Genomic DNA, 23,757 nt, shown 5'->3' on the forward strand with positions numbered 1-23,757 from the left:
TTCGAGCTGACAGACGCGCCCAGCGTCGCGCGGGTTGGCTCTGTGTAGTTTGTAGAGGACGTGCGTCTGATGGTACAGAACAACAAGGTATTGACCGTTTCCTACGGAACCTTCTCATGCACTTTGGAAGGCTTTGACGATTCCTTTGAGACGATGAAGGCGATTGCCGAATACTTCCGCGATCTTGCCGCGGATGACAGGTATTTCGGCTCCGAGCCTCCGCAACCAGACGCAGAAATGTTGACCCGTATCGCTCAGCGTGACGCTTCGCGCCGTGTGGAAGCCAAGCAGAACGACACCGGACTGCTGCTGCGCGCCACGGACGAAGCCCATGATGCGGCCCCGCAACAAACCGCACCCGCAGCCAGCACACCGGCGCCCGCCAGCCCTGACCTGAGCGTGGTCGACACGGCACCGGCGGCTGGTGCTGCCGCGTTCTTTGCCGATGCGGAGCCGGTCGAATCCGCAGCCCCCCAAGGCGCCGACAGCATCGCCGCCAAACTGCAGCGCATCCGCGCGGTCGTCTCGCATAATGACCAGACGCCCCCCGCCTACAGCGAAGACGAAGAAAGCGGTTTTCTAGCCTCGCCCGAGCCGCAGATTGACGCCATCTCGGCCGCATTCGAAGCCGGAGCGCTCAACCCCGACGATCTGGATGCAACTGAAGAGGTGATACAGGAAGATGCTCCGGTAGAGGCCACACAACAGCCGACGGACCCGTTTGTCGACCTGGCCGAGGAAGAACCTCAGGCCGCGGTCGAATTCGAAGCGGAAGAAGAATTCCCGGCAGCACCGGAAGTCGAAGCGGAGGCTGATGAAGGCGCCGAGGATGCTCCGGAAGTTGAAGCTGATCTGGAAGAGGCTGAGGAAGCCGCGGCGGAAGAAACGCCCGAAGACGACCAGGCCGCCCGTGATGAAGAAGCCTCGTCCGAGATTCTCTTCGCGGATCTTGAAGAGGACACCGACTTGGAGCCCGAGGCTGACGACATCCTCAACATTTTGGGTGACCAGCCCGAAGATGCCGATGAGGAAGTCTCTGAACTCGCGGAAGACGGCGTCCTGACTGCCGAAGACGAAGAGAGCATCCTGGGTGAGATCTCGGAAATCGAAGCGGAAATGGATGCGCGCTCGAAACGCGACGCAAACAAGCCTCAGGACGTGGACTCGGACGTGTTGCGCCTGATGGAGAAGGCCGACGCCCAAATGGACGACCCGGCCACTTCGGACAAGCGGGAAACTTATTCCCACCTGCGCACAGCTGTAGCAGCCACCGAAGCTGAAGGCGGCAAGGCCCGCGATGCGGATGAGGACGAAAACCAGAAATATCGTGGAGACCTGGCCTCGGTCGTCAGCCCCCGTCGTCCCGAAATCCATGTCACCAGCATGCGCCCCGAGTCGGATACGGCCGCGCCGCTCAAGCTGGTTGCCGAGCAGCGCATCGATACGCAGGACGCGGACGCCGGTCCGGTCACCCCGCGCCGCGTGACCGCAGCACAAGACGACGACCCATCCGAAGAAGGCGGCTTTGCCCATTTCGCTCAGGAGCAGGGCGCACAATCCCTGCCCGACCTGCTGGAGGCGGCGGCGGCCTACCTGTCTTTCATCGAAGGTCAGGAGCAGTTCTCGCGTCCGCAGCTGATGAACAAGGTGCGTTCACTCAAGCAGGATGAGTTCAACCGCGAAGAAAGCTTGCGCTCGTTCGGCCAGCTTCTGCGCGATGGAAAGATCGAAAAAGCCGGCGGAGGGCGCTTTGCCGCCTCGAACCAGATCGGCTTCCGCCCCGACGACAAGCGCGCCGCGGGCTGACAAGACCCCCCAACTGCCCAAGACAGGCCGGAGATCCTCTCCGGCCTTTTTTGCATTTTACGAAAAAGCTCAGAACTTGAACGCCAACGCCACGTATGGGCCAGTAAGTATAAGATCGACAACGTTGCGGCCGTCCTCAAAATCAACGCTCAGATGACGGTAGCCGGCTGCAACATCGATGGTCTCGGTCCAGCTCCAATTGGCTTGAACGAGGGCTTCCCACTGGAATTTCGACCCATAGCCAAAACCACCGATGTTGCCCATGGCCGCAAGCTTCCAACGCTCATTCAGCGCGCGAGAGTATCGTGCCCCAATGATTGGATCTGTCCAGCTTTGGTCAGTGCTTGCCGTGAAACCGGCTACGGTTGTCGACAGATCAAGATCCCAATGGCGCAGCCCGCCCAGCACCTCAATTCGGGACCGGCTGTCCTCTGCCACCGCGTAGCTGCCCGCGAGCGAGGTCATGATCCCGTCCAGCTCCCAGCTCGCGGCGTTGCTGAACGGTCCGATGGAAACGGTGTCGCCCAGATTCAGATAGTTGAACTCGCCTCCGATCGTCCAACGCCCTTTCCGGGCCTCGCCCGCGATCAGGAAAGCACTGTTTAGAATGTCGAAGATGGATTTGCTGCCATCAACCGGAGGGTTCGGCCCAATGTCCAGAGAGGTTCTGAAATCCGGCCCCCAGAGATAAGGGGCAATGACGAACTCCCAATCATCAGCCCAGACGGCGCCTGAACTCAGGGTTGCGAGACTGGTCAATGTGACCAAAACAGCATTTTTCATCAAGGATCCACCTGCCGACTTGTGCTTACCGAAACTGTTTTTCGGACAAGCCTGTCACGTCGGCAGGTTTCTTACAACGGTCCGGTCTATTGCTGATCTTGATCCGGGTCTTCTTTGCCAACGCCACGAAACACAAATTTGAATGGCAGCGCCCACAGAACACCCAAAACCACATAGACCAGCAGTTCGACCAGGATTGATGGTCGGTCCAGCCAGTTCACGATGGTGACCACCGCCACAATGTACAGCGGCAGCCCCACCAGCAACAGAACCAGCGACCACCGCCTGCGGGCCTTGTAGCTGAGGCCGGGTTTGTCCGCGCCTGCCATCAGTCGGCAAACGGGTCGGTCACCAGGATGGTGTCGTCCCGCTCCGGGCTGGTAGACAGCAGCGCCACCGGGCATTCGATCAGTTCTTCCACCCGGCGGACATATTTGATGGCGTTTGCCGGCAAGTCTGCCCAGCTGCGCGCGCCTTCGGTGGACTCGCTCCAGCCCGGCATTTCTTCATAGATCGGTGTGCACCGCGCCTGCTGATCCGCAGCCGTCGGCAAATAGTCCAAACGTTTGCCGTCCAATTCGTAAGCGACACAGATTTTCAGCGTCTCGAACCCGTCCAGAACATCGAGCTTGGTCAGGGAGATTCCGTTGACACCACTTGTGGCGCAGGTTTGTCGCACGAGGCAGGCGTCAAACCAGCCGCAGCGCCGCTTGCGGCCTGTCGTGGTGCCGAATTCATGTCCGCGCTCTCCCAGTCGCTGCCCGTCGGCGTCGTGCAGTTCGGTCGGGAACGGGCCTTCGCCAACACGGGTGGTGTAGGCCTTCACGATACCCAGAACGAAGTCGATCGACCCCGGACCGATCCCCACGCCCGTCGCCGCCTGCCCTGCAATCACATTTGACGAGGTCACAAAAGGATACGTGCCGAAATCGATATCCAGCAAGGCTCCCTGAGCGCCTTCGAACAGGATGCGCTTGCCCGCTTTGCGCTTTTCGTTCAGCACTTTCCAGACGGGCGCCGCAAAAGGCAGGATCTGCGGCGCGATTTCCTTCAATTGGGCGATCAGTGCGTCACGATCCACGGCGTCGATACCCAAACCCTTGCGCAGCGGGTCGTGGTGTTGCAACGCCCTATCGACCCGAGCCTCGAGAGTCGCCTCATCCGCCAGATCGGCCACACGCACCGAGCGGCGACCAACCTTGTCTTCATAGGCCGGGCCGATCCCGCGTCCGGTCGTGCCAATCTTGGTGCCCTTGCTCGCTGCTTCCTCGCGCGCGCGGTCCAGCTCGCCGTGGATCGGCAGGATCAAGGGTGTGTTTTCGGCAATCATCAGCGTTTCAGGTGTGATCTCGACGCCTTGCGCGCGGATCGTTTCGATCTCTTTCAGCAGATGCCAGGGATCCAGGACAACGCCGTTGCCGATGACGCTCAGCTTGCCACCACGCACCACACCAGACGGCAGTGCATGCAGCTTGTAGACCTCGCCATCGATGACCAGCGTATGCCCGGCGTTGTGCCCGCCCTGAAAACGCGCGATCACGTCTGCCCGCTCGCTGAGCCAGTCGACGATCTTGCCTTTTCCTTCGTCACCCCATTGGGCGCCGACAACAACCACATTGGCCATATCCGGTCCTTTTTGCGCTGAATTACCAAACCCGGCCCATATAGCGGGGCGCAGGCAACAGGGAAACCGGTATTTCGCCGCAGCCACCAATCGCGCCGAAGCGCAATGCTCTTGTCGGGGATCATGGCCACCGGACGGAGTCCGCGCCGCTGTACATTTGGCTTAAAAGATGCCGGGATACCCCCCGAAACGGGCAGCACCTGGAAAGCCAACTTGCGCTACAGGCGCAACGGCATTCCGTGAGGCGTCTTCAGATACGCCTCCTCCCAAGCTGCGCGCATTTCGTGGATTTCTTCGGGCAATACCGTTTCCTGCTCGGCCAAAACGGACTCGAGCGTTTCGAGCCATGCCATGAAATAATCGTCGCCCCCGTCCAGCTCGCGGTTCAGCCCGTGGCGCCGCAAAGTCTCGGAGAACCGAGCGGCCCAATCGCTCCAGGAAATCCGGCCGGCCTCATTCAACGCCACCGTCACCGCAAACACCTGAGCGTGCCAGGGGCTCTCAAAAACCGGACTTGGGGCGTTGTGATCGGGACAGATGCTCATGCGGGTTCCAGATAGCTTTGCCAGAGATCCAGAATCACCTCGTCGTCCGGGTGTTCGGGATTGGCCCACAGTTCCGACGCGGGAAAAGCAACGGCATAAAGCGGCTCGGGCGCTTCACCCAGACCATGCGCGCTGGAGTCCGGCAAGACATGTGTGCCGTGAAACCGCAAAATGCGTCCGGTCGCGCCCGCTCCGTATGCGGGCAGCCGCGTGTGCCCCCCTTCAACAAGACGATTGGCCGAAGGGCGCAGCGTGCGAACGGTCTGGCCGACCTCAAAAGCGGCAGGGATGTTCGACGGGCGATCGGCCGGTCCACCTTTGGCCAGAACTCGGGCCACCGCATCTGCCGGCAGCTTTCGCGGAGCAAGCGGATGTGGCCCGTCAACGCCCTGCCCGCGCAGATCCTCGATCCGCAGAACCCCGGTCTCGACCAACAGGTCGGCCAGGGCCGAAATCCATTTCTCGTAATAGCTGAACCGGGCATAGTCCTTGGGGGACAGCCTTTCCCGCGCATGGCGCGAAGTGTCGATGTTCCATTGGCCCAACGCGCCCGCAGCCAGCGTCACTGCAAGGGCCCGCGCGTGCCAGTCTTCGGCAAAAACCAGCGCGTCCTCAGGCTCGGGGCGTACCGGCCCGTCACCGAACCGCCCGCCCATGTCGTGGACACGGGTCATGCCGACACCTTCGGCAAACCCGTGCCGATCATGCTGTCGCGCGTGACCAGCGCGGCCAAGTCCTCTTCGCTCAAACCGTCAGTGCCTTCTGGGCGCATGGGCAAGACCAGATACCGTACTTCGGCAGTCGAATCCCAGACACGAACCGTGGTACCTTCGGGCAGTTCAACTCCGAACTCAGCCAGGACGCGGCGCGGCTCGCGCACGGCTCGGGCGCGGTAAGCGTCAGATTTGTACCAGCCCGGGGGGATACCCAACAGCGGCCATGGGTAACAGCTGCACAAGGTGCAGACGACCATGTTGTGCGTCCGGGGAGTATTCTCGACCACGACCATATGCTCGCCCTGCCGGCCATAAAACCCCATCTCAGAGAGCACAGGCGTAGCGTCGTCCAGCAGGGCGCGTTTGAAGTCCGGGTCAGACCAAGCTTTGGCGACAACCTTCGCACCGTTTTGCGGGCCGATCCGGTTCTGATAGGTGTCTATGATCTCGTCCAGAGCGACCGGATCGATCAAACCCTTGCGGGTCAGGATCGTCTCAAGCGCTTTGACGCGCAAAGCGGGGTCCGGGGGCAGCAAAGCGTGCGGGTGGTCGTGGTCGTCATGTGGCATGGCCGCAGCCTGAGCTAGGCACCGCCGGGTGTCCAGCCCCATTTGGCCTGTTCGGCACAATCCCCTGCGGTGATGGCAACTCGTGGCTTGCCCCCGGCCTCAAACTTGCTTAAGTACCCGGCGATACACGCCACGCCGCACAGGAACACCATGGAAAACGTCGTTCTCATCATCCACCTTCTTTTGGCTTTGGGCCTGATCGCCGTTGTTCTGCTGCAGCGGTCCGAAGGCGGTGGCCTGGGCATGGGTGGCGGCGGCGGTGGCGCCATTGCAGGACGTTCGGCAACGACGGCACTGGCGAAGGTGACCTGGATCCTTGCAGCCTGCTTCATCGTGACCTCGATCACGCTGACGATTCTTGCCGCAGAAAAATCGGCTGGAAGCTCGGTCATCGACCGGCTTGGCGTTCCGGCTCAGGACGCGACCGAAGAGAGCACACCTGCTGTTCCCTCGGCCGAGGACCTGCTGCCGCCGGCGCAGGGCGACAACGCGCCGCTGATCCCACAGGCCGACTGATCCACAAAACCTAGAAATCTGAAAGAGAACCACAACAGCATCTTGCGGTTCTCTTGCGCTTTTTGCGCGAATCCTTTATACGTGAAGTCCCGTGATGCTGCGGTTTTTTCGAACCGCCGGGCAGTTGATGTTTACGTCTCACGGGGGCAGCCGAAGAAACATGGCGCGATTTATTTTCATCACTGGTGGTGTTGTATCATCCTTGGGCAAAGGGCTGGCGTCCGCTGCTCTGGGTTCGCTTCTGCAGGCTCGGGGATACTCGGTTCGGCTGCGCAAGCTGGATCCCTACCTGAATGTCGATCCCGGCACGATGTCGCCGTTCGAACATGGTGAGGTTTTCGTCACCGACGACGGAGCCGAGACCGACCTGGACCTGGGACACTACGAGCGCTTCACGGGTGTTGCCGCACGAAAGACCGACTCGGTCAGTTCGGGGCGGATCTATTCAAACGTTCTGGAAAAGGAACGCCGCGGCGACTATCTGGGCAAGACCATTCAGGTGATCCCGCACGTGACCAACGAGATCAAGGACTTCATCGCCATCGGCGAGGATGAGGTCGATTTCATGCTGTGCGAGATCGGCGGCACCGTGGGCGACATCGAAGGCCTGCCCTTCTTTGAAGCCATCCGCCAGTTCAGCCAGGACAAACCGCGCGGCCAGTGCATTTTCATGCACCTGACCCTGTTGCCTTACATCAAGGCCTCTGGCGAGCTGAAGACCAAGCCCACCCAGCACTCGGTCAAGGAACTGCGCTCAATCGGCCTGGCGCCCGACATTCTGGTCTGCCGTTCCGAAGGACCGATCCCGCAGAAAGAGCGCGAAAAGCTGGCCCTGTTCTGCAACGTGCGCCCCGACGCGGTAATCGCCGCGCAGGATCTCTCGACCATTTACGACGCGCCGCTGGCCTATCACCGCGAAGGTCTCGATCAGGCCGTGCTTGACGCATTCCAGATCAGCCCGGCGCCCAAGCCAGACCTGTCGAAGTGGGAAGACGTCAGCGACCGAATCCACAACGCCGAGGGCGAAGTGAAGGTCGCGATCGTCGGAAAGTACACCCAGTTGGAAGATGCCTATAAGTCCATCGCCGAGGCGCTGACCCATGGCGGCATGGCCAATCGCGTCCGGGTCAAGGTTGAGTGGGTCGATGCCGAGATCTTTGACACCGAAGACCCCGGCCCGCATCTGGAAGGGTTCCACGCCATCCTCGTTCCCGGCGGTTTTGGCGAGCGCGGCACCGAAGGCAAGATCAAGGCTGCGCAATATGCCCGCGAACACAAGGTGCCGTATCTGGGCATCTGTCTGGGCATGCAGATGGCAGTGATCGAGGCCGCCCGCAACGTGGCCGGCATCTCCGGCGCGGGGTCCGAGGAATTCGACCACGAGGCCGGCAAAAAACGCTTTGAACCGGTGGTCTATCACCTCAAGGAATGGGTTCAGGGCAACGCCAAGATCGAACGCAAGGTTGGTGACGACAAGGGCGGCACCATGCGTCTGGGTGCCTACAACGCGGTTCTGACCGAAGGCTCGAAAGTGGCCGAGGTATATGGCAGCACCCAGATCGAAGAACGGCACCGCCACCGCTATGAGGTGGACACCAAGTATCGCGAACAGCTTGAGAAAGCAGGCCTGAATTTCTCGGGTATGTCACCCGATGGACGCCTGCCCGAGATCGTCGAATGGTCAGACCACCCGTGGTTCATCGGTGTGCAGTACCACCCGGAACTGAAATCCAAACCTTTCGATCCGCACCCGTTGTTCCGCGACTTCGTACGCGCGGCCAAGGACACGTCGCGTCTGGTCTGAAGCGGACTGTTCGGCTTGGCCTTGCTTTGCAAAGCGTTCCGGTTCAGTTTGAGCCGGAACGGACAAAAGGAGCAGACCGCGTGAGCAAAGGATACTGGGTGGCCCATGTCGATGTAGACGACATGGAGACCTACAAGACCTACATCGCTGCCAATGGCGAGGCGTTTGCCGAATACGGTGCCCGTTTTCTGGTGCGCGGTGGAGATCGGCAGGTGCGGGAAGGCGCAGCGCGGGCGCGAACCGTCGTTATCGAATTTCCCAGCTACGAGGCCGCCCTGGCCTGCTATGAAAGCGACCTGTACCAAAAGGCAAAAGCCTTGCGCGATCCTGTTTCATCCGGTGATCTGGTGATCATCGAAGGGTATGACGCCTAGCACGGACACGGTGACAGAAATACGGATTCCCCAATGCCACTGCTAAAGAACTTCCTGCAGGCTTTGCGCCCTCCTCAGCAGACCACGCTGCCGGACCCCGATGCGGAACTGGCGCTTGGCGCCTTGCTGGTGCGTGTCGCGCAGGCCGACCGCGACTACAAGATCGAGGAAATCAGCCTGATCGACCGCATCTTGGCACGGCTCTATCAGCACAACGCGATCGAGGCCGCAAAGGTCCGCGCCACCTGCGAGAAGCTGCACGCCGCGGCCCCCGACACGGATACCTTCGGCAAACTGATCCGCGAAACGACGGATTTGCACGAACGTCTGGCGGCAATGGAGGCCCTTTGGGAGGTTGTGCTGGCCGACGGCAATTCGGACGAGGGCGAGATCAAGATCGTCGAAGAAGCGCGTATCGCCATGGGCCTCAGCTACAATGACAGCCAAGCCGCGCGCGAACGGGTGCAAAGCCGCTTGGACGCGGGCTGAGTGGCCGCTATATCTAGGCCATGTTCAACGCCTTTCTGTCCCGGCTGACCCAGCCGCAGCCCGACCCACTGACCGATGACGACGCCCGGCTGGCCTTGGCCGCCCTGCTGGTTCGCCTTGCCCGGTCCGATGATGACTATGCCGATACCGAGATGTCGCGCATCGACAAGGTTCTGGCCGAGCGCTATGGCCTTTCGCCGTTCGAGGCCGCAGGGCTGCGCGCCCAAGCCGAAGATCTCGAGGCCGAGGCCCCTGATACCGTCCGCTTTACCCGGGCTATCAAGGATGCGGTGCCGTACGACCATCGCCTTGGCGTGGTTCAGGCGCTGTGGTCGGTGGCGCTGGCCGACGGTCAGCGCTCGCAGGACGAGGACTCGCTGCTGCGACTGGTCGTCAGCCTTCTGGGCGTCAGCGACGTGGATTCAGCTCTAGCCCGGCAGAAGGCCGCCAAATCGTGACGGCGATTCTGGGCATGTACGACATGCCCGCTTTGCAACCGGCCAACGATCGCTTTTGGAGTTTGATTCGCGCACATTTGGGCGAAGGTCCGAACCATTTGGCCCGCGATCGTGATTTCTGGGACATCTGGCAGGATCCGAGCCTGGTCTTTGCCCAGACCTGCGGTATGCCTTATCGCACGCGCCTGCACGGCAAGGTGCACCTGGTTGGCACTCCAGATTATGACCTGCCGGGCTGTCCGCCGGGACACTACTGCTCGGTTTTCGTGGCCCGCGCTGAAGACGCGCGCGATCTGCCTGAACTGGCGGCAGGTTTTTTTGCTTTTAACGAGGCGCTGTCCCAATCGGGTTGGGCCGCGCCGGTCACGCATCTGTCCGAACTGGGCCTTGCTCCGGCACGCCTGCTGGAAACCGGTGGACACGCTTTGTCGGCGCAGGCCGTGGCCGATGGACATGCCGATTTCGCATCGCTGGACGCGCTTACATGGGTGCTGCTGCAAGAGCATACCGATCTGAGCAAGCGCCTGCGCCAAGTGGCAATCACGCGCCCCACCCCGGCGTTGCCCTACATCACCGCGATCAAGCGCGATCCGGGCCTGGTCGCCTCTGCGGTTCGCGCCGCGATCTCAGACCTTTCCCCGGCTGATCGGGCAGCGCTGCACATCCGCGGGTTGATCGACATTGCAGCTGATCTCTACCTAGCCGTTCCCAACCCGCCATCGCCTGCGGCTTTGCTGCCTGAAAGCTGACCAATTTGACCACTGACCGTGGCCGAATCGGAGGTTTCGGGACTTGAACTTGTCATTTGCGCATTGCATTGCTCTTGTTTTTCGGCCCTAGTACCGCACCAACGCAATCAACAACACCAGGACGACCCGTGACAGACAGCACTCCCGTCATCGAGATCAAGAACCTGCACAAAAGCTTTGGCAATCTCGAAGTCCTCAAAGGAGTGGACATCACCGCCCATCGCGGCGACGTGGTGTCGCTGATCGGATCATCCGGGTCGGGCAAGTCCACCCTGCTGCGCTGTTGCAACCTGCTGGAAGACAGCCAGGAGGGCGAGATCCTGTTCAAAGGTGAGCCGGTGCGTTGGACCGGAACCCGCGATCACCGCCGCCCCGCCGATCCCAAACAGGTGCTGCGCATCCGTACCAACCTGTCGATGGTGTTCCAGCAGTTCAACCTTTGGGCCCACATGACCATCTTGCAGAACGTGATGGAAGCCCCGATCACCGTGCTGGGCCGTGACCGGCACGAGGTCGAGGACAGCGCCCGCAAATACCTGGACAAAGTTGGCATCGGCGACAAATGCGACGCCTATCCCGCGCAACTGTCGGGCGGCCAGCAACAGCGCGCCGCGATCGCGCGAGGCCTGTGCATGGAGCCCGAGGCGCTGCTGTTCGACGAGCCGACCTCGGCGCTGGATCCCGAGCTGGAACAGGAAGTGATCAAGGTGATCAAGGATCTGGCCGCCGAAGGCCGCACCATGATCATCGTCACGCACGACATGCAGATGGCCGCCGACATCTCAAGCCACGTGGTGTTTCTGCACCAGGGCCTGATTGAAGAAGAAGGCTCGCCCGAAGATATTTTCACTGCTGCCGAATCCGAAAGGCTTCGGGGCTTTCTCTCCGCCACAAAGGCGGCGTAAAATCAGGACAGAACCAAACAGGGGAGTTACCAATGAAAAACCTGATTCTGACCACTGCAGCGCTGGCGCTTGGCGCTGGTATGGCCATGGCCGACACGGTCCGCATGGGCACCGAGGGCGCCTATCCTCCGTACAACTTCATCAACGACGCCGGCGAGATCGACGGCTTCGAGCGTGAGGTCGGCGACGAGCTGTGCAAACGCGCCCAGCTGGAATGCGAATGGGTCAAGAATGACTGGGATTCGATCATTCCGAACCTGGTCTCGGGCAACTACGACACCATCATCGCGGGCATGTCGATCACGGCCGAGCGTGATGAGGTCATCGACTTCACCCAGGACTACTATCCGCCGACCGCTTCGGCCTATGTCGCAACCTCGGCGGATGCTGACGTGACCGGCGGCGTCGTCGCCGCACAGACCGCCACCATCCAGGCCGGCCACGTGGCCGAGTCGGGCGCAACTCTGGTTGAGTTCGCGACGCCCGAGGAAACCATCGCCGCCGTGCGCAACGGTGAGGCTGATGCCGTTCTGGCCGACCGCGACTACCTGGTGCCGCTGGTCGAGGAATCGAATGGCGAACTGGTCTTTGTCGGCGATCCGGTTCCGCTGGGCGGTGGCGTCGGCATGGGCCTGCGCGAAAGCGATGCCGAACTGCGCGGCAAGTTCGATGCCGCCATCACCTCGATGAAAGAGGACGGCACCCTGAACGAGATGCTGAAAAAGTGGTTTGGTGAAGACACCGCCACCTACGCACCTGACGGCTCGGTCGTCACCAACTAAGCATCCGGTCCTGCGGTTCGGCGCCACACGCGCCGAACCCACCCCGGCCCGCGCCGGACCCGACGTTCGAAAGACGCCCCATGTTTTCCTACTGCGCTGATCCCGACACGCTCGGCACGTTCCGCTGGTTTTCATGCTATCTGACCAACGGCGTGCACTGGTCGTTCTACCTGTCGTTCATCAAGGTTCTGGCCTTGCTGGCGGTGACGGCCCCGGTGGCGTTGGCTTTCGGCTTTGCGGGGGCAATGGCGGCGCGGTCGCATTTCCCGCCGCTGGGCTGGCTGGGCAAAGGCTATATCGCCATCGTGCGCGGTGTGCCCGATATTGCGTTTTTCCTGTTTTTCGTGATCGCCCTGGACCAGGGGTTCGAGTGGATGCGGCATCAGGTGCTGTGTCCCGACTGGACCGATCCGATCCGCCAGGGCAACGACTTTCTCGTCTGCCCCGCCGCCAAGCTGCCGCTGGGCACCGCACCGGAATGGGTGCACGAAACCTACGGCTTTTTCCTGGCCGTCATCACTTTCTCGATCGTGTTCGGTGCCTTCGCCGCCAACGTTCTGTTCGGCGGTATGCGCGCCGTGCCGCTTGCGCAGCTTGAAACCGCCGAGGCCTATGGCATGACCCGCCGCCAGACCTTCTGGCGCATTCTCGTGCCGCAGATGTGGGTCTATGCCCTGCCCGGTCTGTCGAACTTGTGGATGGTGCTGATCAAGGCCACGCCCCTGCTATTCCTGCTGGGGGTCGAGGACATCGTCTATTGGGCGCGCGAACTGGGCGGCACCAAGACCTCGAAATTCACCGCCTATCCGCATGGCGACTGGCGCATGTGGTACTTCCTGTTCCTGCTGGTTTTCTACCTTGGCATGACCCGCGTTTCCGAGATCGGCCTCGAACGGCTGATGCGCCGGCTATCTCACGGTCAGGCCACATCGGGCGGAGAGCTGCTGCGCAAGGAGACCACCGCATGAGCTGCCTGCAGACCATCCAGGATTACGGCCTGCGTTCGATCGGGTTTGGCGAGCGCCTGCTGCCGCGCAGCGATTTCACCCTGTGCGAACAGTTCACCCTGATCGGTTCAGGGATGATCTGGAACATCTATTTCGGCGTGATGGCGCTGGCCACCGGGTTCTTCCTGGCCACGGCCGTGGCCCTGGGCAAGGCGTCCAGCCGCAAGTGGCTGCGCAAACCCTCCGAATGGTTCATCTTCATCTTCCGCGGCTCACCACTGTTCATCCAGTTCTTCTTTGCCTACTTCCTGTTCCTGTCGCTCAAGAAGACTTACCCGATGTTCGACGCCTTCACCTCGGCCTGGCTGGGGGCGCTGATCGTGCTGTTCCTGAACACTGCCGCCTATTCGGGCGAGATCTTCTATGGCGCGCTGCGGTCGATCCCCAAGGGAGATATCGAGGCCGCCGATGCCTATGGCATGTCCGGCTGGTCGCGCTTCCGCCGGATCGTGTGGCCCACCATGCTGCGACTGGCCTGGCCTGCCTACACGAACGAGGCGATTTTCCTGTTCCATGCCACCACGCTGGTCTTCTTCTCGGCCTTTCCGGCCTGGCAGCAACGCGGGGACGCGCTTTACTATGCCAGCTATTTCGCCGACAAGACGTTCAACCCGTTCGTCCCCTACCCGATCCTGGCGTTCTATTTCATCCTGCTGACGCTGGTGATCGTGGGCGTGTTCGGCCTGATCAACAAGCGGCTGAACCGGCACCTGCCGGTGGCGCGCAAGGCCAAGATGCGGTTCCGCCTGAACCTGGCGCGCTGAGGCGCCAAGCCCTTTAACTGTCGTTTCACTTAAAGCGCGCCATCGCGGAGTCAAAAGCCTCGGACATGTTGTCCCACGCCTTGTCGAACCCGGCTTTCATATCGGCCCAGGCCGCGTCACTGGCCTTGCGCATTTCCTTCAATTCGGCTTCGGCCTTGTCCCGCTGCGCCCGCATCTCTTCCAACTGCTTTTGGTACTGGATTTTACTGTCCGCCGCGGCTTCGTCGATTTTGGCCTTGGTCTTGTCGATTTCGGCGTTCCACTGGTCCAGCATGGCCTTGGCTTTTTCGACGTAAACATCTCTCTCCGACATCCGAACATTCCTTTCTTGTGAAAACTTTCCTGACTGCGGATCAAAGCGTAACCCAGCCCTCGCGATTCCCACAAATACGCAACCGAGTGTTGATCCGAGCCGGCCGATTGAAGTTGCAAAAAACCGTGCAATGCATGTGCTGGAATGGGTACATATCCTGATGTTTCGTTTATTCCTGCCGCGCCCGAGATTGTCACCCGAATAATTTGATCAAAAATCGTGACAAGGGCAGAAAGCTCGACTAGGTTTGCCGCAGCACAGCTACGGAGCCCCAGATGGACCTTGCCGCCCTGCATACATTTCGCGTCGCCGCCTGTGACCTGAACGGCCAGATGCGCGGCAAACGCGTGCCCCCGTCTTACGCCGACAAGCTGGACAGCGGCGCGGTGCGCATGCCGTTTTCGGCGCTGAACGTCGATCTGTGGGGCGCCGATATCGAGGGCAGCCCGCTGGTGTTCGAAACAGGCGACGCCGATGGTGTGCTGCGCCCGACCGAGCGCGGCCCGGTGCCGATGCCCTGGCTGACCACACCCACGGCGCTGGTGCCGATGTGCCTGTACGACGATCACGGCACACCCTTTGCCGGCGATCCCCGCCATGCGCTGGCCGCGGTCCTGTCGCGCTATGCCCAGCGCGGATGGAAAGTTGTTGCCGCGACCGAACTAGAATTCACCCTGCTTGACTCTTCGGACGCGCAACCAAAACCCCCGCATAACCCGGTTACCGGTCGTCGGCTGCGCGGCGAGGCGGTGTTGTCGATGGCCGAAATGGACGCCTTCGACGCCTTCTTCACCGAGCTCTATGACGGGTGCGCCGAAATGGGGATTCCCGCCCAAACGGCAATCTCAGAGAGCGGTATCGGCCAGTTCGAAATCAATCTGAACCATCAGGATGCCATGCGCTGCGCCGATGATACGTGGCTTTTCAAGGCATTGACCCGTGGGTTGGCCCGCAAGCACGGCTTTACCGCGACCTTCATGGCCAAACCCTATGCCGATGATGCTGGGAACGGAATGCATGTGCATTTTTCCGTGCTGGATGACCAGGGACGCAACGTGTTTGACAATGGCGGGCGTGAAGGGACCGAAATCCTGCGCTCTGCCGTCGCCGGCTGTCTGGCCGCCATGCCCGGCAGCACGCTGATCTTTGCTCCGCATGGCAATTCTTACACGCGGCTCGTGCCCGGAGCCCATGCCCCCACAGGCGCGGCCTGGGCCTATGAGAACCGGACCGCGGCAATCCGCATTCCGGGCGGTGCGCCCGCCGCCCGCCGGATCGAGCACCGTGTGGCCGGCGGCGACATCAACCCCTATCTGATGCTGGCTGCGGTTCTGGGCGCGGCTCTGATCGGCATCGAGGACGGCCTTCAACCTCCACCCCCGATCACGGGAAATGCATACGAGATCGAAGGGCTACTGCAATTGGCGGGGGACTGGGATTCGGCCATTTCGGCATTCGAGACGGACCCGATCATCGCGCGCATCTTCTCCGAGGATCTGATCCGAAACATGGTGATGACCAAAAGGCAGGAATCCGCACGCTTTGCCGACATGGACCCCGACAGTCACTGGCTGAGCTATCTGGAGTCCGTATGATCCTCTTGCCCGTGGATCGAGACTCGGGTAGATTGAATTTGATCAAATTTGGTGACTCATGAAAATCGGCATACTGCAGACCGGCCACGCGCCCGAACCGCTGGAACGATCGTTCGGCGACTACGACCTGATGTTTCAACAGCTTCTGGACGGCAACGATTTCGAGTTCGTGACCTATGCGGTGGTGGATGATGTGTTCCCCGACAGCGCAAGCGACTGCGATGGATGGGTGATTACCGGCTCGCGGCATGGCGCCTACGAAGATCATCCGTGGATCCCCAAGCTCGAGCAATTGATCCGCGAGATCCAAGCGGCACGGAAACCGTTGATCGGGGTCTGTTTCGGCCATCAGATCATCGCTCAGGCGTTGGGCGGCAAGGTTGAAAAGTTCGACAAGGGTTGGGCGATCGGACGCACGGAGTATGACTATGACGGGCGCAAGGTGTCGTTAAACGCGTGGCACCAGGATCAGGTGACGGCCCTGCCCGACGGCGCCCAGCTATTGGGCAGCAACGCGTTCTGCAAGAACGCTATGGTTGCCTACGGGGACACGATCTGGACGGTGCAGGCACATCCCGAATACTCCAACGATTTCATTCAGGGCCTCATGGAGACACGCGGTAAAGGCGTGGTACCCGACGCCCTGATGGACGACGCAAAAACCCGATGGAACGCTCCGGATGACAACGCCAATATCGGGCGTTTCATGTCAGAGTTCCTGAAGAAAGAGAGGGCCTGATGGCCGACTGGACAGACCAACTTCCACAAGCAGCACGGGATTACATCGAAGGGCACCGGCTGGACGAGGTCGAGTGCATCATCTCGGACCTGCCGGGGATTGCCCGCGGCAAGGCGGTTCCGGCATCGAAATTCGCCAAGCAGGCCTATTTCCATCTACCCGACAGCATTTTCTACCAGACCATCACTGGAGACTGGGGTGAGGCCGCGGGTGAGGATGGGTTCATCGAACGCGACATGATCCTCAAGCCCGATTTCAGCACGGCCTCGGCGGCACCGTGGACCGGTGACTGGACCCTTCAGGTGATCCATGACGCCTACGACCGGGACGGCGATCCGATTCCGTTCAGCCCGCGCAACGTGCTGAAACGCGTTGTCCAGCTGTACAAGGACAAAGGGTGGAAACCGGTTGTCGCGCCCGAGATGGAGTTCTTTCTGGTCGCCCGCAACGTGGACCCGGCCAAGGGGATCGAGCCGATGATGGGCCGCTCGGGCCGTCCGGCTGCCGCACGGCAGGCCTATTCCATGACCGCCGTGGATGAATTCGGCCCCGTGATCGACGACATCTACGATTTCGCCGAGGCGCAAGGGTTCGAGATCGACGGCATCACCCAGGAGGGCGGCGCCGGTCAGCTTGAGATCAACCTGCGCCATGGCGATCCGGTCAAGCTGGCGGACGAGGTGTTTTATTTCAAACGCCTGATCCGCGAGGCTGCGCTGCGCCACAACTGCTTTGCCACCTTCATGGCCAAACCGATCGAGGACGAGCCGGGATCGGCCATGCACATCCATCACTCGATCATCGACATGGAGACGGGCAAAAACCTATTCTCGGGGCCTCAGGGCGGCGAAACGGACGCGTTCTACAACTTCATCGCCGGTCTGCAGCTGCACCTGCCCGCCGGACTGGCGGTGATGGCGCCCTACGTCAACTCTTACCGGCGCTACGTCAAGGACCATGCCGCCCCGATCAACCTGGAATGGGCGCGCGACAACCGTACCACGGGGATACGTGTGCCGCTGTCGGGTCCCGACAGCCGCCGGGTGGAAAACCGCATCGCCGGGATGGATTGCAACCCCTATCTGGGCATCGCCGTGTCGCTGGCCTGCGGCTATCTTGGTCTGGTCAATCAGGACCGGCCGCGCCGTCAGTTCTATGGCGACGCTTACGAAGGTGACGGCGACATTCCGCAGGTCATGGGCAACGCGCTGGATCTGTTCGACGAGGCCGAAGCCTTGCATCAGGTTCTGGGCCCCGAGTTCGCACGGGTCTACAGCATCGTGAAACGCGCCGAGTACGAGGAATTCCTGCAGGTGATTTCGCCGTGGGAGCGTGAACACCTGCTGCTGAACGTCTGAGCCATGTGCGCCATGAACCTGCTGTACAGCAATGACAAACGCGGCATCTACCCGCCCAGCTGGTATGCCGCCACCGCGCACCCGCGAACCCCGACCGAGCCGCTGCGCGGCGATGTCACCGCCGACGTTTGCGTCGTGGGTGGAGGGTATACGGGCCTCTCGACCGCGCTGCACCTGGCCGAGGCCGGGTTCAGGGTGGTCCTGCTTGAAGCGCACCGCGTGGGCTTCGGCGCCTCGGGGCGCAACGGCGGGCAACTGGGCAGCGCCCAGCGCATGGATCAGGAAGACCTGGAGAAGCTGGTGGGGCGCGACGACGCGGCCAAGCTGTGGGATCTGGCCGAAGACGCCAAGACGCTGACCAAATCGCTGATCGAACGCCAGGGCATCGATTGCGACTTGAAACCGGGCATCGCCACGTTGGGCTTCAGTGACGGCGAACGCGCCGAATTGCACGCTCACGCCGATCACCTGAAAACCGCCTATGGCTATGACCAGATCGAGCTTCTAGATGCCGAAGCCGGGCGCGCGCTCTGCCCCTCGCCGGCCTATGCGGGCGGATATCTGGACATGGGCGCGGCCCATCTACACCCGCTGAACTATGCGCTTGGCCTGGCCGAGGCCGCCTTGGCCGCCGGCCTGACGCTGCACGAAAACACCGAGGTTCTGGGCATCGAGGAAGGCCCACGCGTCACCGTTCGCACCGAACAGGGTTCGGTCACGGCCGACCATCTGGTTCTGGCCTGCAATGGCTATCTAGGCAATCTGAACCGCAAGGTCGCTGCGCGGGTCATGCCAATCAACAATTTCATCGCCGCGACCGAGCCGCTGGGCGCCGAGGCCGCAAAGGTTCTGACGCAGGACGTGGCCGTTGCCGACACGAAATTCGTGGTGAACTATTTCCGCCTCAGCGCCGATGGGCGGCTGTTGTTCGGCGGTGGCGAGAGCTATGGCTATCGCTTTCCATCCGACATCGCCGCCAAGGTCCGCAAACCGATGACCGAGATCTTTCCGCATCTGCGCGACGCTCGGATCGACTATGCCTGGGGCGGTACGCTGGCCATCACCATGCGGCGGATGCCGTACCTGACGCGTCTGGCGCCAAACATCCTGTCGGCCTCGGGCTATTCCGGTCATGGGGTCGGCACTGCGACCCATGCCGGTCAGTTGATGGCGCTGGCCATCCAGGGCCAGGCCGAAGGATTCGAAACGATGGCCCGCGTGCCCGCTCTGCCTTTTCCCGGAGGCTCGGCCCTGCGCAGCCCTCTGCTGGTACTGGCGATGACTTGGTATGCCCTGCGTGATCGGCTGGGCCTTTGACCCACCACTTGTGACGGTTCGGTGAAATTTCGCCCAGCAGGCGAATGAAGGCTTGGTTTGCTCAGCTTTTCATTTTATCTTTTCCAAACATAGAATTTGGGATTATCAAATATGACGCTGCCACCCAACGTCCATGACGCCGAACCCATCCCTGCCGCCGCCAAAGACGCGATCGAGTCCCTGATGCAATCCGGGGACCTGTTCCGCTATACCGCGCCGCAGGACGCGCCGGTTGCTTTGCTTGAGGCAGAGTTCGCCGAGTTGCTGGGCAGCAAATACGCGCTGGCGGTGTCGTCCTGTTCGGCGGCTCTGTTCCTGTCGCTCAAGGCGCTGGGGCTACCGCGGGACGCGCGGGTGCTGATCCCGGGCTTTACCTTTGCGGCGGTGCCCTCGTCGGTGGTGCATGCAGACTGCGTTCCGGTCCTGTGCGAGGTGGGCGACAATTACCGCATCGACATCGACGATTTTGCGGCCAAGCTCGACGGGGTTCAGGCGGTAATCATCAGCCACATGCGCGGCCATACCTCGGACATGGACGCGATCATGGCGCTGTGCGACACGCGCGACATCCCAGTGATCGAGGACGCGGCCCATTCGCTGGGCACCACTTGGCATGGCCGCAACATCGGCACCATCGGCAAGGTGGGCTGTTTCTCGTTCCAGTCCTACAAGATGATCAACGCAGGCGAAGGGGGCATCCTTGTCACAGACGATGCCGACCTGGTCGCCCGCGCCGTGATCATGTCGGGCGCCTACGAGCACAACTGGAAAAAACACAAAGGCCCGCACGGCCAGAATACTCCCGACCTGGAGCTGGCCTTTGCCCGCTGGCAGAACAAGCTGCCGCTCTACAATCTGCGCATGAGCAACCTCAGTGCCGCGGTGATCCGCCCCCAACTGCCCGAATTGGCGCGGCGGGTGCGGGACGGGCTGGCCAACCACGATTATGTCGCGCAGCGCCTGAACAGCTCACCGCACGTCCACGTACCCGACCCGCTGACACCGGAACGGCGTGCGCCGGATTCGATCCAGTTCAACCTTGTCGACCTGAACAAAGACCAGATCAAGGCATTTGCCGCTGCCGCCGAGGGCCGTGGCGTCAAGGTGCAGGTCTTTGGTCTGAGCGAGGACAACGCCCGCGCCTTCTGGAACTGGCAGTTTCTGCCAGAGCAGGTCGAGTTGCCTCGAACACGCGCAATGCTGATGTCGGCCTGTGACGTGCGTCTGCCGGTGCGCCTGACCCGTGCTGAACTGGATGTAATCGCCGACATCATCCTGGCCTCGGTCGGCGAGGTTACCGCGCCCGAAGTGGCCTTCGGCACCTGACCCCAACACAAGAAAGACAAGGCCCGGGTTGTCCGGGCCTGTCTGGTATCAGCTGAGCTTGGAAAGCTTCTGCTGCAATTCAGCCAGTTGTTTCTTGATGTCGTCCAGGTCTTCTTTGGACTCGGACTTGCCTTCTTCGTCCTTGTCCGGCCCGGACCAATTGCCCGACAGCCCGCCTGTCATGGCCTTCAGGAACGCCTGCTGCTGCGCCTGCATTGCTTCGAACCCAGGCATGCTGCTCATGGGGTTCATCGCATTCATGTTTTCCATCATCTTGGCCTGGCTTTCGCGCAGCATCTCAAAGCTGGACTGCAGGAATTGCGGCATCATGCCCCCGCCCGGCACCATGTAGCTGCGGACAAGGTCATTCAGCACGTTCACAGGCAGAACGTTCTCACCCCGGCTTTCATGTTCGGCAATGATTTGAAGTAGATACTGTCGTGTCAGGTCGTCGCCGGTTTTCAGGTCGATGATCTGAACCTCGCGCCCGTCGCGGATGAACCCAGCGATGTCCTCGAGCGTGACGTAGTCGCTGGTCTCGGTGTTATACAGCCGACGGCTGGCATACCGCTTGATCAGCAGAGGTTTTTCTTTGTCCGACACCGTTTACCCTCCCCAAGGATGATGCGTTGCAGCAGAGGTTATGCGACTGCAGAACAAAAAGAAAGGGCAGGTCAATGGACCTGCCCTTAGCGATTGCACCAATTTGGGAGGGATGGGTGCGTTTCGCGGATCTTGCTTACTTGGCAGCCGTTGCTTTCTTGGCAGCAGCGGTCACTTCGTTGGTGGCTTTCTTGACGGCCGCGGTGGTTTCTTCCGCAGCTTCTTTGCCAGCAGCCATCAGCAGCTCGACGGTTTCCGACTGAACTTTCTTGGCGATTTCAGCGAAAGCAGCCAGGTTCTCGGCAGCAACTTCAGCCGAAGCGCTGGCGAAATCGGTTGCTGCTTTGGCGTAGTCGGCCGGCTCTGCCTTGGCTTTCGACATCTCGCTCAGCTTGGCCAGAGTTTCCTTGGTCCACTTGTTCGAGATTTCAGCCGATTTCTCGGCAGCTTCCAGAGCAACGCCCGACAGCTTTTCGTTCAGCGAAGCGGTCGATTTGAATGCATTTTCAACGGCGGAGGTGTCCACCGGGAACGCGCCCATCATGTCTTTCATGATCGCGGTAAAGTCTTGGGTCTTTGCCATTGTCCTAATCCTTTCAGCCGGTCCGGGCCCACCCCGGGTTTCATCAGCTTGAGGACAATATGATTGCTGCGTCGCAGCATTTCAAGTTTTTTTTGCTGCGACGCAGAATTTTTTGTTTCAATGTGAAATCAAGACTTTGGTTTGGCGACTACATAGGTTCCCGGCGCCGGAGCCAACGGTGGGTGGCTCGAATCACCCGGTTCGCGTGCCGGAACCTGCTTGCCAGACCGCTTCTTCAACCAAGCCTCCCAGCGGGGCCACCACGAGCCTTCGTGGAAGCTTGCCTCTTTCATCCAGGTATCGGCATCCGCCTTGAGATCGGGGTTGGTATAGTGACCGTATTTCTTTTTGCTGGGCGGATTGACGATGCCTGCAATATGTCCCGATTCCGAAACGATGAAGGTTTTGCTGCGTGACCCCATTTTCTGCACGCCGCGATAGCAGTCTTTCCACGCGGCGATATGGTCCGTCTCGCAGGTGATCGCCATCAACGGCACATCCACATCGCGGACATGCAGCTTGTGGCCCATCAATTCAAACCCGTCCGAGGCGAACTCGTTGCGCTGACACAAGCCACGCAGATACTGCACAGCCATTTTCGCGGGCAGGTTCGCGCCGTCCCCGTTCCAGTACAACAGGTCAAAGGCGGGTGGCGTCTCGCCCAGCATGTAGCTGCGGATCGCCGGTCCATAGACCAGGTCGCGAGACCGAAGGAACGACATCGTGCGCGCCATGATCCATGACCGCAGCACCCCTTCCTTGTTCACCTCTTCCTCGATCCCGTCGATGAAATCATTCTGCAGGAAGGGGGTAAACTCGCCCTGATCCGAAAAATCGGTCAGCGCCGTGAAGAACGTGGCGGATTTGATCGACTTGTCACCGCGCTGTTTCAAAAGAGACAGAGTGAGGCTCAAGGTCGTTCCGGCAATGCAGTACCCGACCGCATTGACTTGTTTGACCTTGCAGATCTTCTTGGCCTCTTCGACCGCCGTCAGGAATCCGTCCTGAACGTAGTCTTCCATTCCCGTTTCGGCATAGCTGGCATCCGGATTGACCCAGCTGACGACGAACAAGGTATATCCCTGATCGGTGATCCACTTGATCAGACTGTTTTGTGCCTTCAGATCCAGTATGTAGAACTTGTTGATCCAGGGTGGGAACAGAACGACGGGAGTTTCATAGACCGTCTCGGTCGCGGGATTGTACTGGATCAGTTCCATCATCCGACTTCGATAGACGACTTCACCGGGCGTTGTAGCCAGGTTGCCGCCCACCTTGAACGCGTTTTCATCCGCCAGCTTGACGATCAACTCGCCATCATTCGCTTCGAGATCGGCAACAAGGTTCTCCAGCCCCTGGATCAGCGACTGGCCATCGGTTTCGATCGCCTTCTGCAGAGCGTCGGGGTTGGTCGGCAGGAAATTCGTCGGCGACATCATGTCGACAATCTGCTGCGAGAAGTATTTCAGCCGCCGCTTGTCCTTGGCGTCCAAGTCCTCGACCGACTCCACCGCGTTCGCGATGGCTTCGGCATTGGTCAGGTATTGCTGACGGACGAGACGGAAATAGGGGTTCGTATCCCACAGCGGGTTGGAGAAGCGTTTATCCTTGGTCGGAGCCTCGTCCGCTTCGCCTTCGCCGGCCAGCAGGGCCTGCTGCGCCGCAGCAAAATTCAGGACGGACTTGCCCCAGTATTCCAGCTGTTGTTCCAACAACTTGGCCGGGTTCTGCAGGGCCTCGGCCCAATAAGCTGTTGCTGCTCTTGCAAAAAGTTCCTGATTCGGGCCGTCCAGCGCGGGAGTATGAGCTTTTTTCGACGCCATCACCTCGATCAGCCGCTTGGACAGATCTTCGACTTTCAGCATGTTTTCCTTAAGGCGTTCAACGTGTTCGTCACTTAAGTCGGGCATGTGGCCTTCACTTGTTGTCATTTTAACAAATCCCCCCTAACCTCGCTGCTGTGCAGAATATCGTCGTGGGCACCGGGGGGCAAAGCGACGAATGGTCCGAACTCTCAGGCTGACATTTAGGA

General features: G+C 60.7%; 27 protein-coding genes. 16 read left to right on the plus strand and 11 right to left on the minus strand.

The genetic code is table 11. The features are described from left to right. The first annotated feature begins 69 nt into the window (after nt 1–69). Nucleotides 70–1,806 (plus strand): hypothetical protein, encoded by a 1,737-nt coding sequence (locus tag ACR0CU_RS08200; RefSeq protein ID WP_170446654.1) that lies wholly within the window; start codon nt 70–72, stop codon nt 1,804–1,806. Between the two features lie 69 nt (nt 1,807–1,875). Here the strand turns inward: ACR0CU_RS08200 and ACR0CU_RS08205 are convergent, their stop codons facing one another. The 7 genes from ACR0CU_RS08205 to ACR0CU_RS08235 form a co-directional block, all read right to left on the minus strand. After that, a complete protein-coding gene (locus ACR0CU_RS08205; protein WP_480642803.1) occupies nt 1,876–2,592 on the minus strand; it encodes a porin family protein in 717 nt (238 codons plus the stop codon). Nucleotides 2,593–2,675: 83 nt separating this feature from the next. Then, on the minus strand, nt 2,676–2,918 hold the full coding sequence (locus ACR0CU_RS08210) for a DUF2842 domain-containing protein (protein ID WP_093962533.1): 243 nt from the start codon (nt 2,916–2,918) through the stop codon (nt 2,676–2,678). After that, nucleotides 2,918–4,213 carry an adenylosuccinate synthase gene (locus ACR0CU_RS08215; RefSeq protein ID WP_170337852.1) on the minus strand — a complete coding sequence of 432 codons (1,296 nt, stop codon included), beginning with the start codon at nt 4,211–4,213 and terminating at the stop codon, nt 2,918–2,920. Before ACR0CU_RS08215 ends, ACR0CU_RS08210 begins: the two co-directional genes overlap by 1 nt. Before the next feature lie 218 nt (nt 4,214–4,431). Continuing rightward, nucleotides 4,432–4,758: a nitrile hydratase accessory protein gene (locus tag ACR0CU_RS08220; protein WP_170446658.1), complete on the minus strand. Its 327-nt coding sequence runs from the start codon at nt 4,756–4,758 to the stop codon at nt 4,432–4,434. Further along, nucleotides 4,755–5,432, minus strand: a complete 678-nt coding sequence (nthB, locus tag ACR0CU_RS08225; RefSeq protein WP_170446660.1) for a nitrile hydratase subunit beta — start codon at nt 5,430–5,432, stop codon at nt 4,755–4,757. Before nthB ends, ACR0CU_RS08220 begins: the two co-directional genes overlap by 4 nt. After that, nucleotides 5,429–6,043 (minus strand): nitrile hydratase subunit alpha, encoded by a 615-nt coding sequence (gene nthA / locus ACR0CU_RS08230; protein ID WP_170446662.1) that lies wholly within the window; start codon nt 6,041–6,043, stop codon nt 5,429–5,431. Before nthA ends, nthB begins: the two co-directional genes overlap by 4 nt. 14 nt (nt 6,044–6,057) lie before the next feature. After that, a complete protein-coding gene (locus ACR0CU_RS08235; protein WP_480642805.1) occupies nt 6,058–6,213 on the minus strand; it encodes a hypothetical protein in 156 nt (51 codons plus the stop codon). Here ACR0CU_RS08235 and secG point away from each other — a divergent pair. The 10 genes from secG (at nt 6,194) to ACR0CU_RS08285 (ending at nt 13,891) form a co-directional block, all read left to right on the plus strand. Next, the gene (gene secG, locus ACR0CU_RS08240; protein ID WP_093962537.1) at nt 6,194–6,559 is read left to right on the plus strand and encodes a preprotein translocase subunit SecG; all 366 of its coding nucleotides are present in this window, start codon (nt 6,194–6,196) and stop codon (nt 6,557–6,559) included. The genes ACR0CU_RS08235 and secG overlap by 20 nt on opposite strands. 160 nt (nt 6,560–6,719) lie before the next feature. Continuing rightward, entirely contained in the window at nt 6,720–8,363 is a 1,644-nt protein-coding gene (locus tag ACR0CU_RS08245) for a CTP synthase (protein WP_093963011.1), read from the plus strand. A gap of 80 nt (nt 8,364–8,443) precedes the next feature. Then, nucleotides 8,444–8,737, plus strand: coding sequence for a DUF1330 domain-containing protein (locus ACR0CU_RS08250; RefSeq protein WP_170363112.1), 294 nt, complete (start codon nt 8,444–8,446; stop codon nt 8,735–8,737). Nucleotides 8,738–8,776: 39 nt separating this feature from the next. Beyond that, nucleotides 8,777–9,226, plus strand: a complete 450-nt coding sequence (locus ACR0CU_RS08255; protein WP_170340012.1) for a tellurite resistance TerB family protein — start codon at nt 8,777–8,779, stop codon at nt 9,224–9,226. Nucleotides 9,227–9,246: 20 nt separating this feature from the next. Continuing rightward, a complete protein-coding gene (locus tag ACR0CU_RS08260) occupies nt 9,247–9,684 on the plus strand; it encodes a tellurite resistance TerB family protein (RefSeq protein ID WP_093962539.1) in 438 nt (145 codons plus the stop codon). Continuing rightward, nucleotides 9,681–10,433, plus strand: coding sequence for a phosphate/phosphite/phosphonate ABC transporter substrate-binding protein (locus ACR0CU_RS08265; protein ID WP_367647554.1), 753 nt, complete (start codon nt 9,681–9,683; stop codon nt 10,431–10,433). The genes ACR0CU_RS08260 and ACR0CU_RS08265 overlap by 4 nt, the downstream gene beginning before the upstream one ends. Before the next feature lie 128 nt (nt 10,434–10,561). Then, nucleotides 10,562–11,338 carry an ABC transporter ATP-binding protein gene (locus ACR0CU_RS08270; protein WP_093962540.1) on the plus strand — a complete coding sequence of 259 codons (777 nt, stop codon included), beginning with the start codon at nt 10,562–10,564 and terminating at the stop codon, nt 11,336–11,338. Nucleotides 11,339–11,370: 32 nt separating this feature from the next. After that, on the plus strand, nt 11,371–12,120 hold the full coding sequence (locus tag ACR0CU_RS08275) for a transporter substrate-binding domain-containing protein (protein WP_093962541.1): 750 nt from the start codon (nt 11,371–11,373) through the stop codon (nt 12,118–12,120). An 80-nt stretch (nt 12,121–12,200) separates the two neighbouring features. Continuing rightward, the gene (locus ACR0CU_RS08280) at nt 12,201–13,088 is read left to right on the plus strand and encodes an ABC transporter permease (RefSeq protein ID WP_170446664.1); all 888 of its coding nucleotides are present in this window, start codon (nt 12,201–12,203) and stop codon (nt 13,086–13,088) included. Beyond that, nucleotides 13,085–13,891, plus strand: a complete 807-nt coding sequence (locus ACR0CU_RS08285) for an ABC transporter permease (protein WP_170358529.1) — start codon at nt 13,085–13,087, stop codon at nt 13,889–13,891. The genes ACR0CU_RS08280 and ACR0CU_RS08285 overlap by 4 nt, the downstream gene beginning before the upstream one ends. 25 nt (nt 13,892–13,916) lie before the next feature. Here ACR0CU_RS08285 and ACR0CU_RS08290 read toward each other — a convergent pair whose 3' ends face one another. Then, nucleotides 13,917–14,204, minus strand: a complete 288-nt coding sequence (locus tag ACR0CU_RS08290; protein ID WP_170446666.1) for a sll1863 family stress response protein — start codon at nt 14,202–14,204, stop codon at nt 13,917–13,919. Nucleotides 14,205–14,479: 275 nt separating this feature from the next. On the opposite strand from ACR0CU_RS08290, the gene ACR0CU_RS08295 reads away from it, so the two are divergent. The 5 genes from ACR0CU_RS08295 to ACR0CU_RS08315 all read left to right on the plus strand — a co-directional run bounded on the left by ACR0CU_RS08295 (nt 14,480) and on the right by ACR0CU_RS08315 (nt 20,539). Then, nucleotides 14,480–15,799, plus strand: coding sequence for a glutamine synthetase family protein (locus tag ACR0CU_RS08295; protein WP_170446668.1), 1,320 nt, complete (start codon nt 14,480–14,482; stop codon nt 15,797–15,799). Nucleotides 15,800–15,857: 58 nt separating this feature from the next. Continuing rightward, nucleotides 15,858–16,538 (plus strand): type 1 glutamine amidotransferase, encoded by a 681-nt coding sequence (locus ACR0CU_RS08300; protein ID WP_170446670.1) that lies wholly within the window; start codon nt 15,858–15,860, stop codon nt 16,536–16,538. Continuing rightward, the gene (locus ACR0CU_RS08305; protein WP_170338296.1) at nt 16,538–17,896 is read left to right on the plus strand and encodes a glutamine synthetase family protein; all 1,359 of its coding nucleotides are present in this window, start codon (nt 16,538–16,540) and stop codon (nt 17,894–17,896) included. The genes ACR0CU_RS08300 and ACR0CU_RS08305 overlap by 1 nt, the downstream gene beginning before the upstream one ends. A gap of 12 nt (nt 17,897–17,908) precedes the next feature. Beyond that, nucleotides 17,909–19,213 (plus strand): NAD(P)/FAD-dependent oxidoreductase, encoded by a 1,305-nt coding sequence (locus ACR0CU_RS08310; RefSeq protein ID WP_170446672.1) that lies wholly within the window; start codon nt 17,909–17,911, stop codon nt 19,211–19,213. Between the two features lie 111 nt (nt 19,214–19,324). After that, the gene (locus ACR0CU_RS08315; protein WP_170446674.1) at nt 19,325–20,539 is read left to right on the plus strand and encodes a DegT/DnrJ/EryC1/StrS family aminotransferase; all 1,215 of its coding nucleotides are present in this window, start codon (nt 19,325–19,327) and stop codon (nt 20,537–20,539) included. 48 nt (nt 20,540–20,587) lie between these two features. On the opposite strand, the gene phaR is transcribed toward ACR0CU_RS08315, so the two are convergent. The 3 genes from phaR to ACR0CU_RS08330 form a co-directional block, all read right to left on the minus strand. Beyond that, the gene (gene phaR, locus ACR0CU_RS08320; protein WP_170438704.1) at nt 20,588–21,142 is read right to left on the minus strand and encodes a polyhydroxyalkanoate synthesis repressor PhaR; all 555 of its coding nucleotides are present in this window, start codon (nt 21,140–21,142) and stop codon (nt 20,588–20,590) included. A gap of 136 nt (nt 21,143–21,278) precedes the next feature. Next, nucleotides 21,279–21,725 (minus strand): phasin, PhaP, encoded by a 447-nt coding sequence (locus ACR0CU_RS08325; RefSeq protein WP_170338288.1) that lies wholly within the window; start codon nt 21,723–21,725, stop codon nt 21,279–21,281. Between the two features lie 128 nt (nt 21,726–21,853). Further along, the gene (locus tag ACR0CU_RS08330) at nt 21,854–23,656 is read right to left on the minus strand and encodes a PHA/PHB synthase family protein (RefSeq protein WP_480642808.1); all 1,803 of its coding nucleotides are present in this window, start codon (nt 23,654–23,656) and stop codon (nt 21,854–21,856) included. Nucleotides 23,657–23,757 lie beyond the last annotated feature (101 nt).

This window comes from Ruegeria sp. BC2, assembly GCF_056539245.1.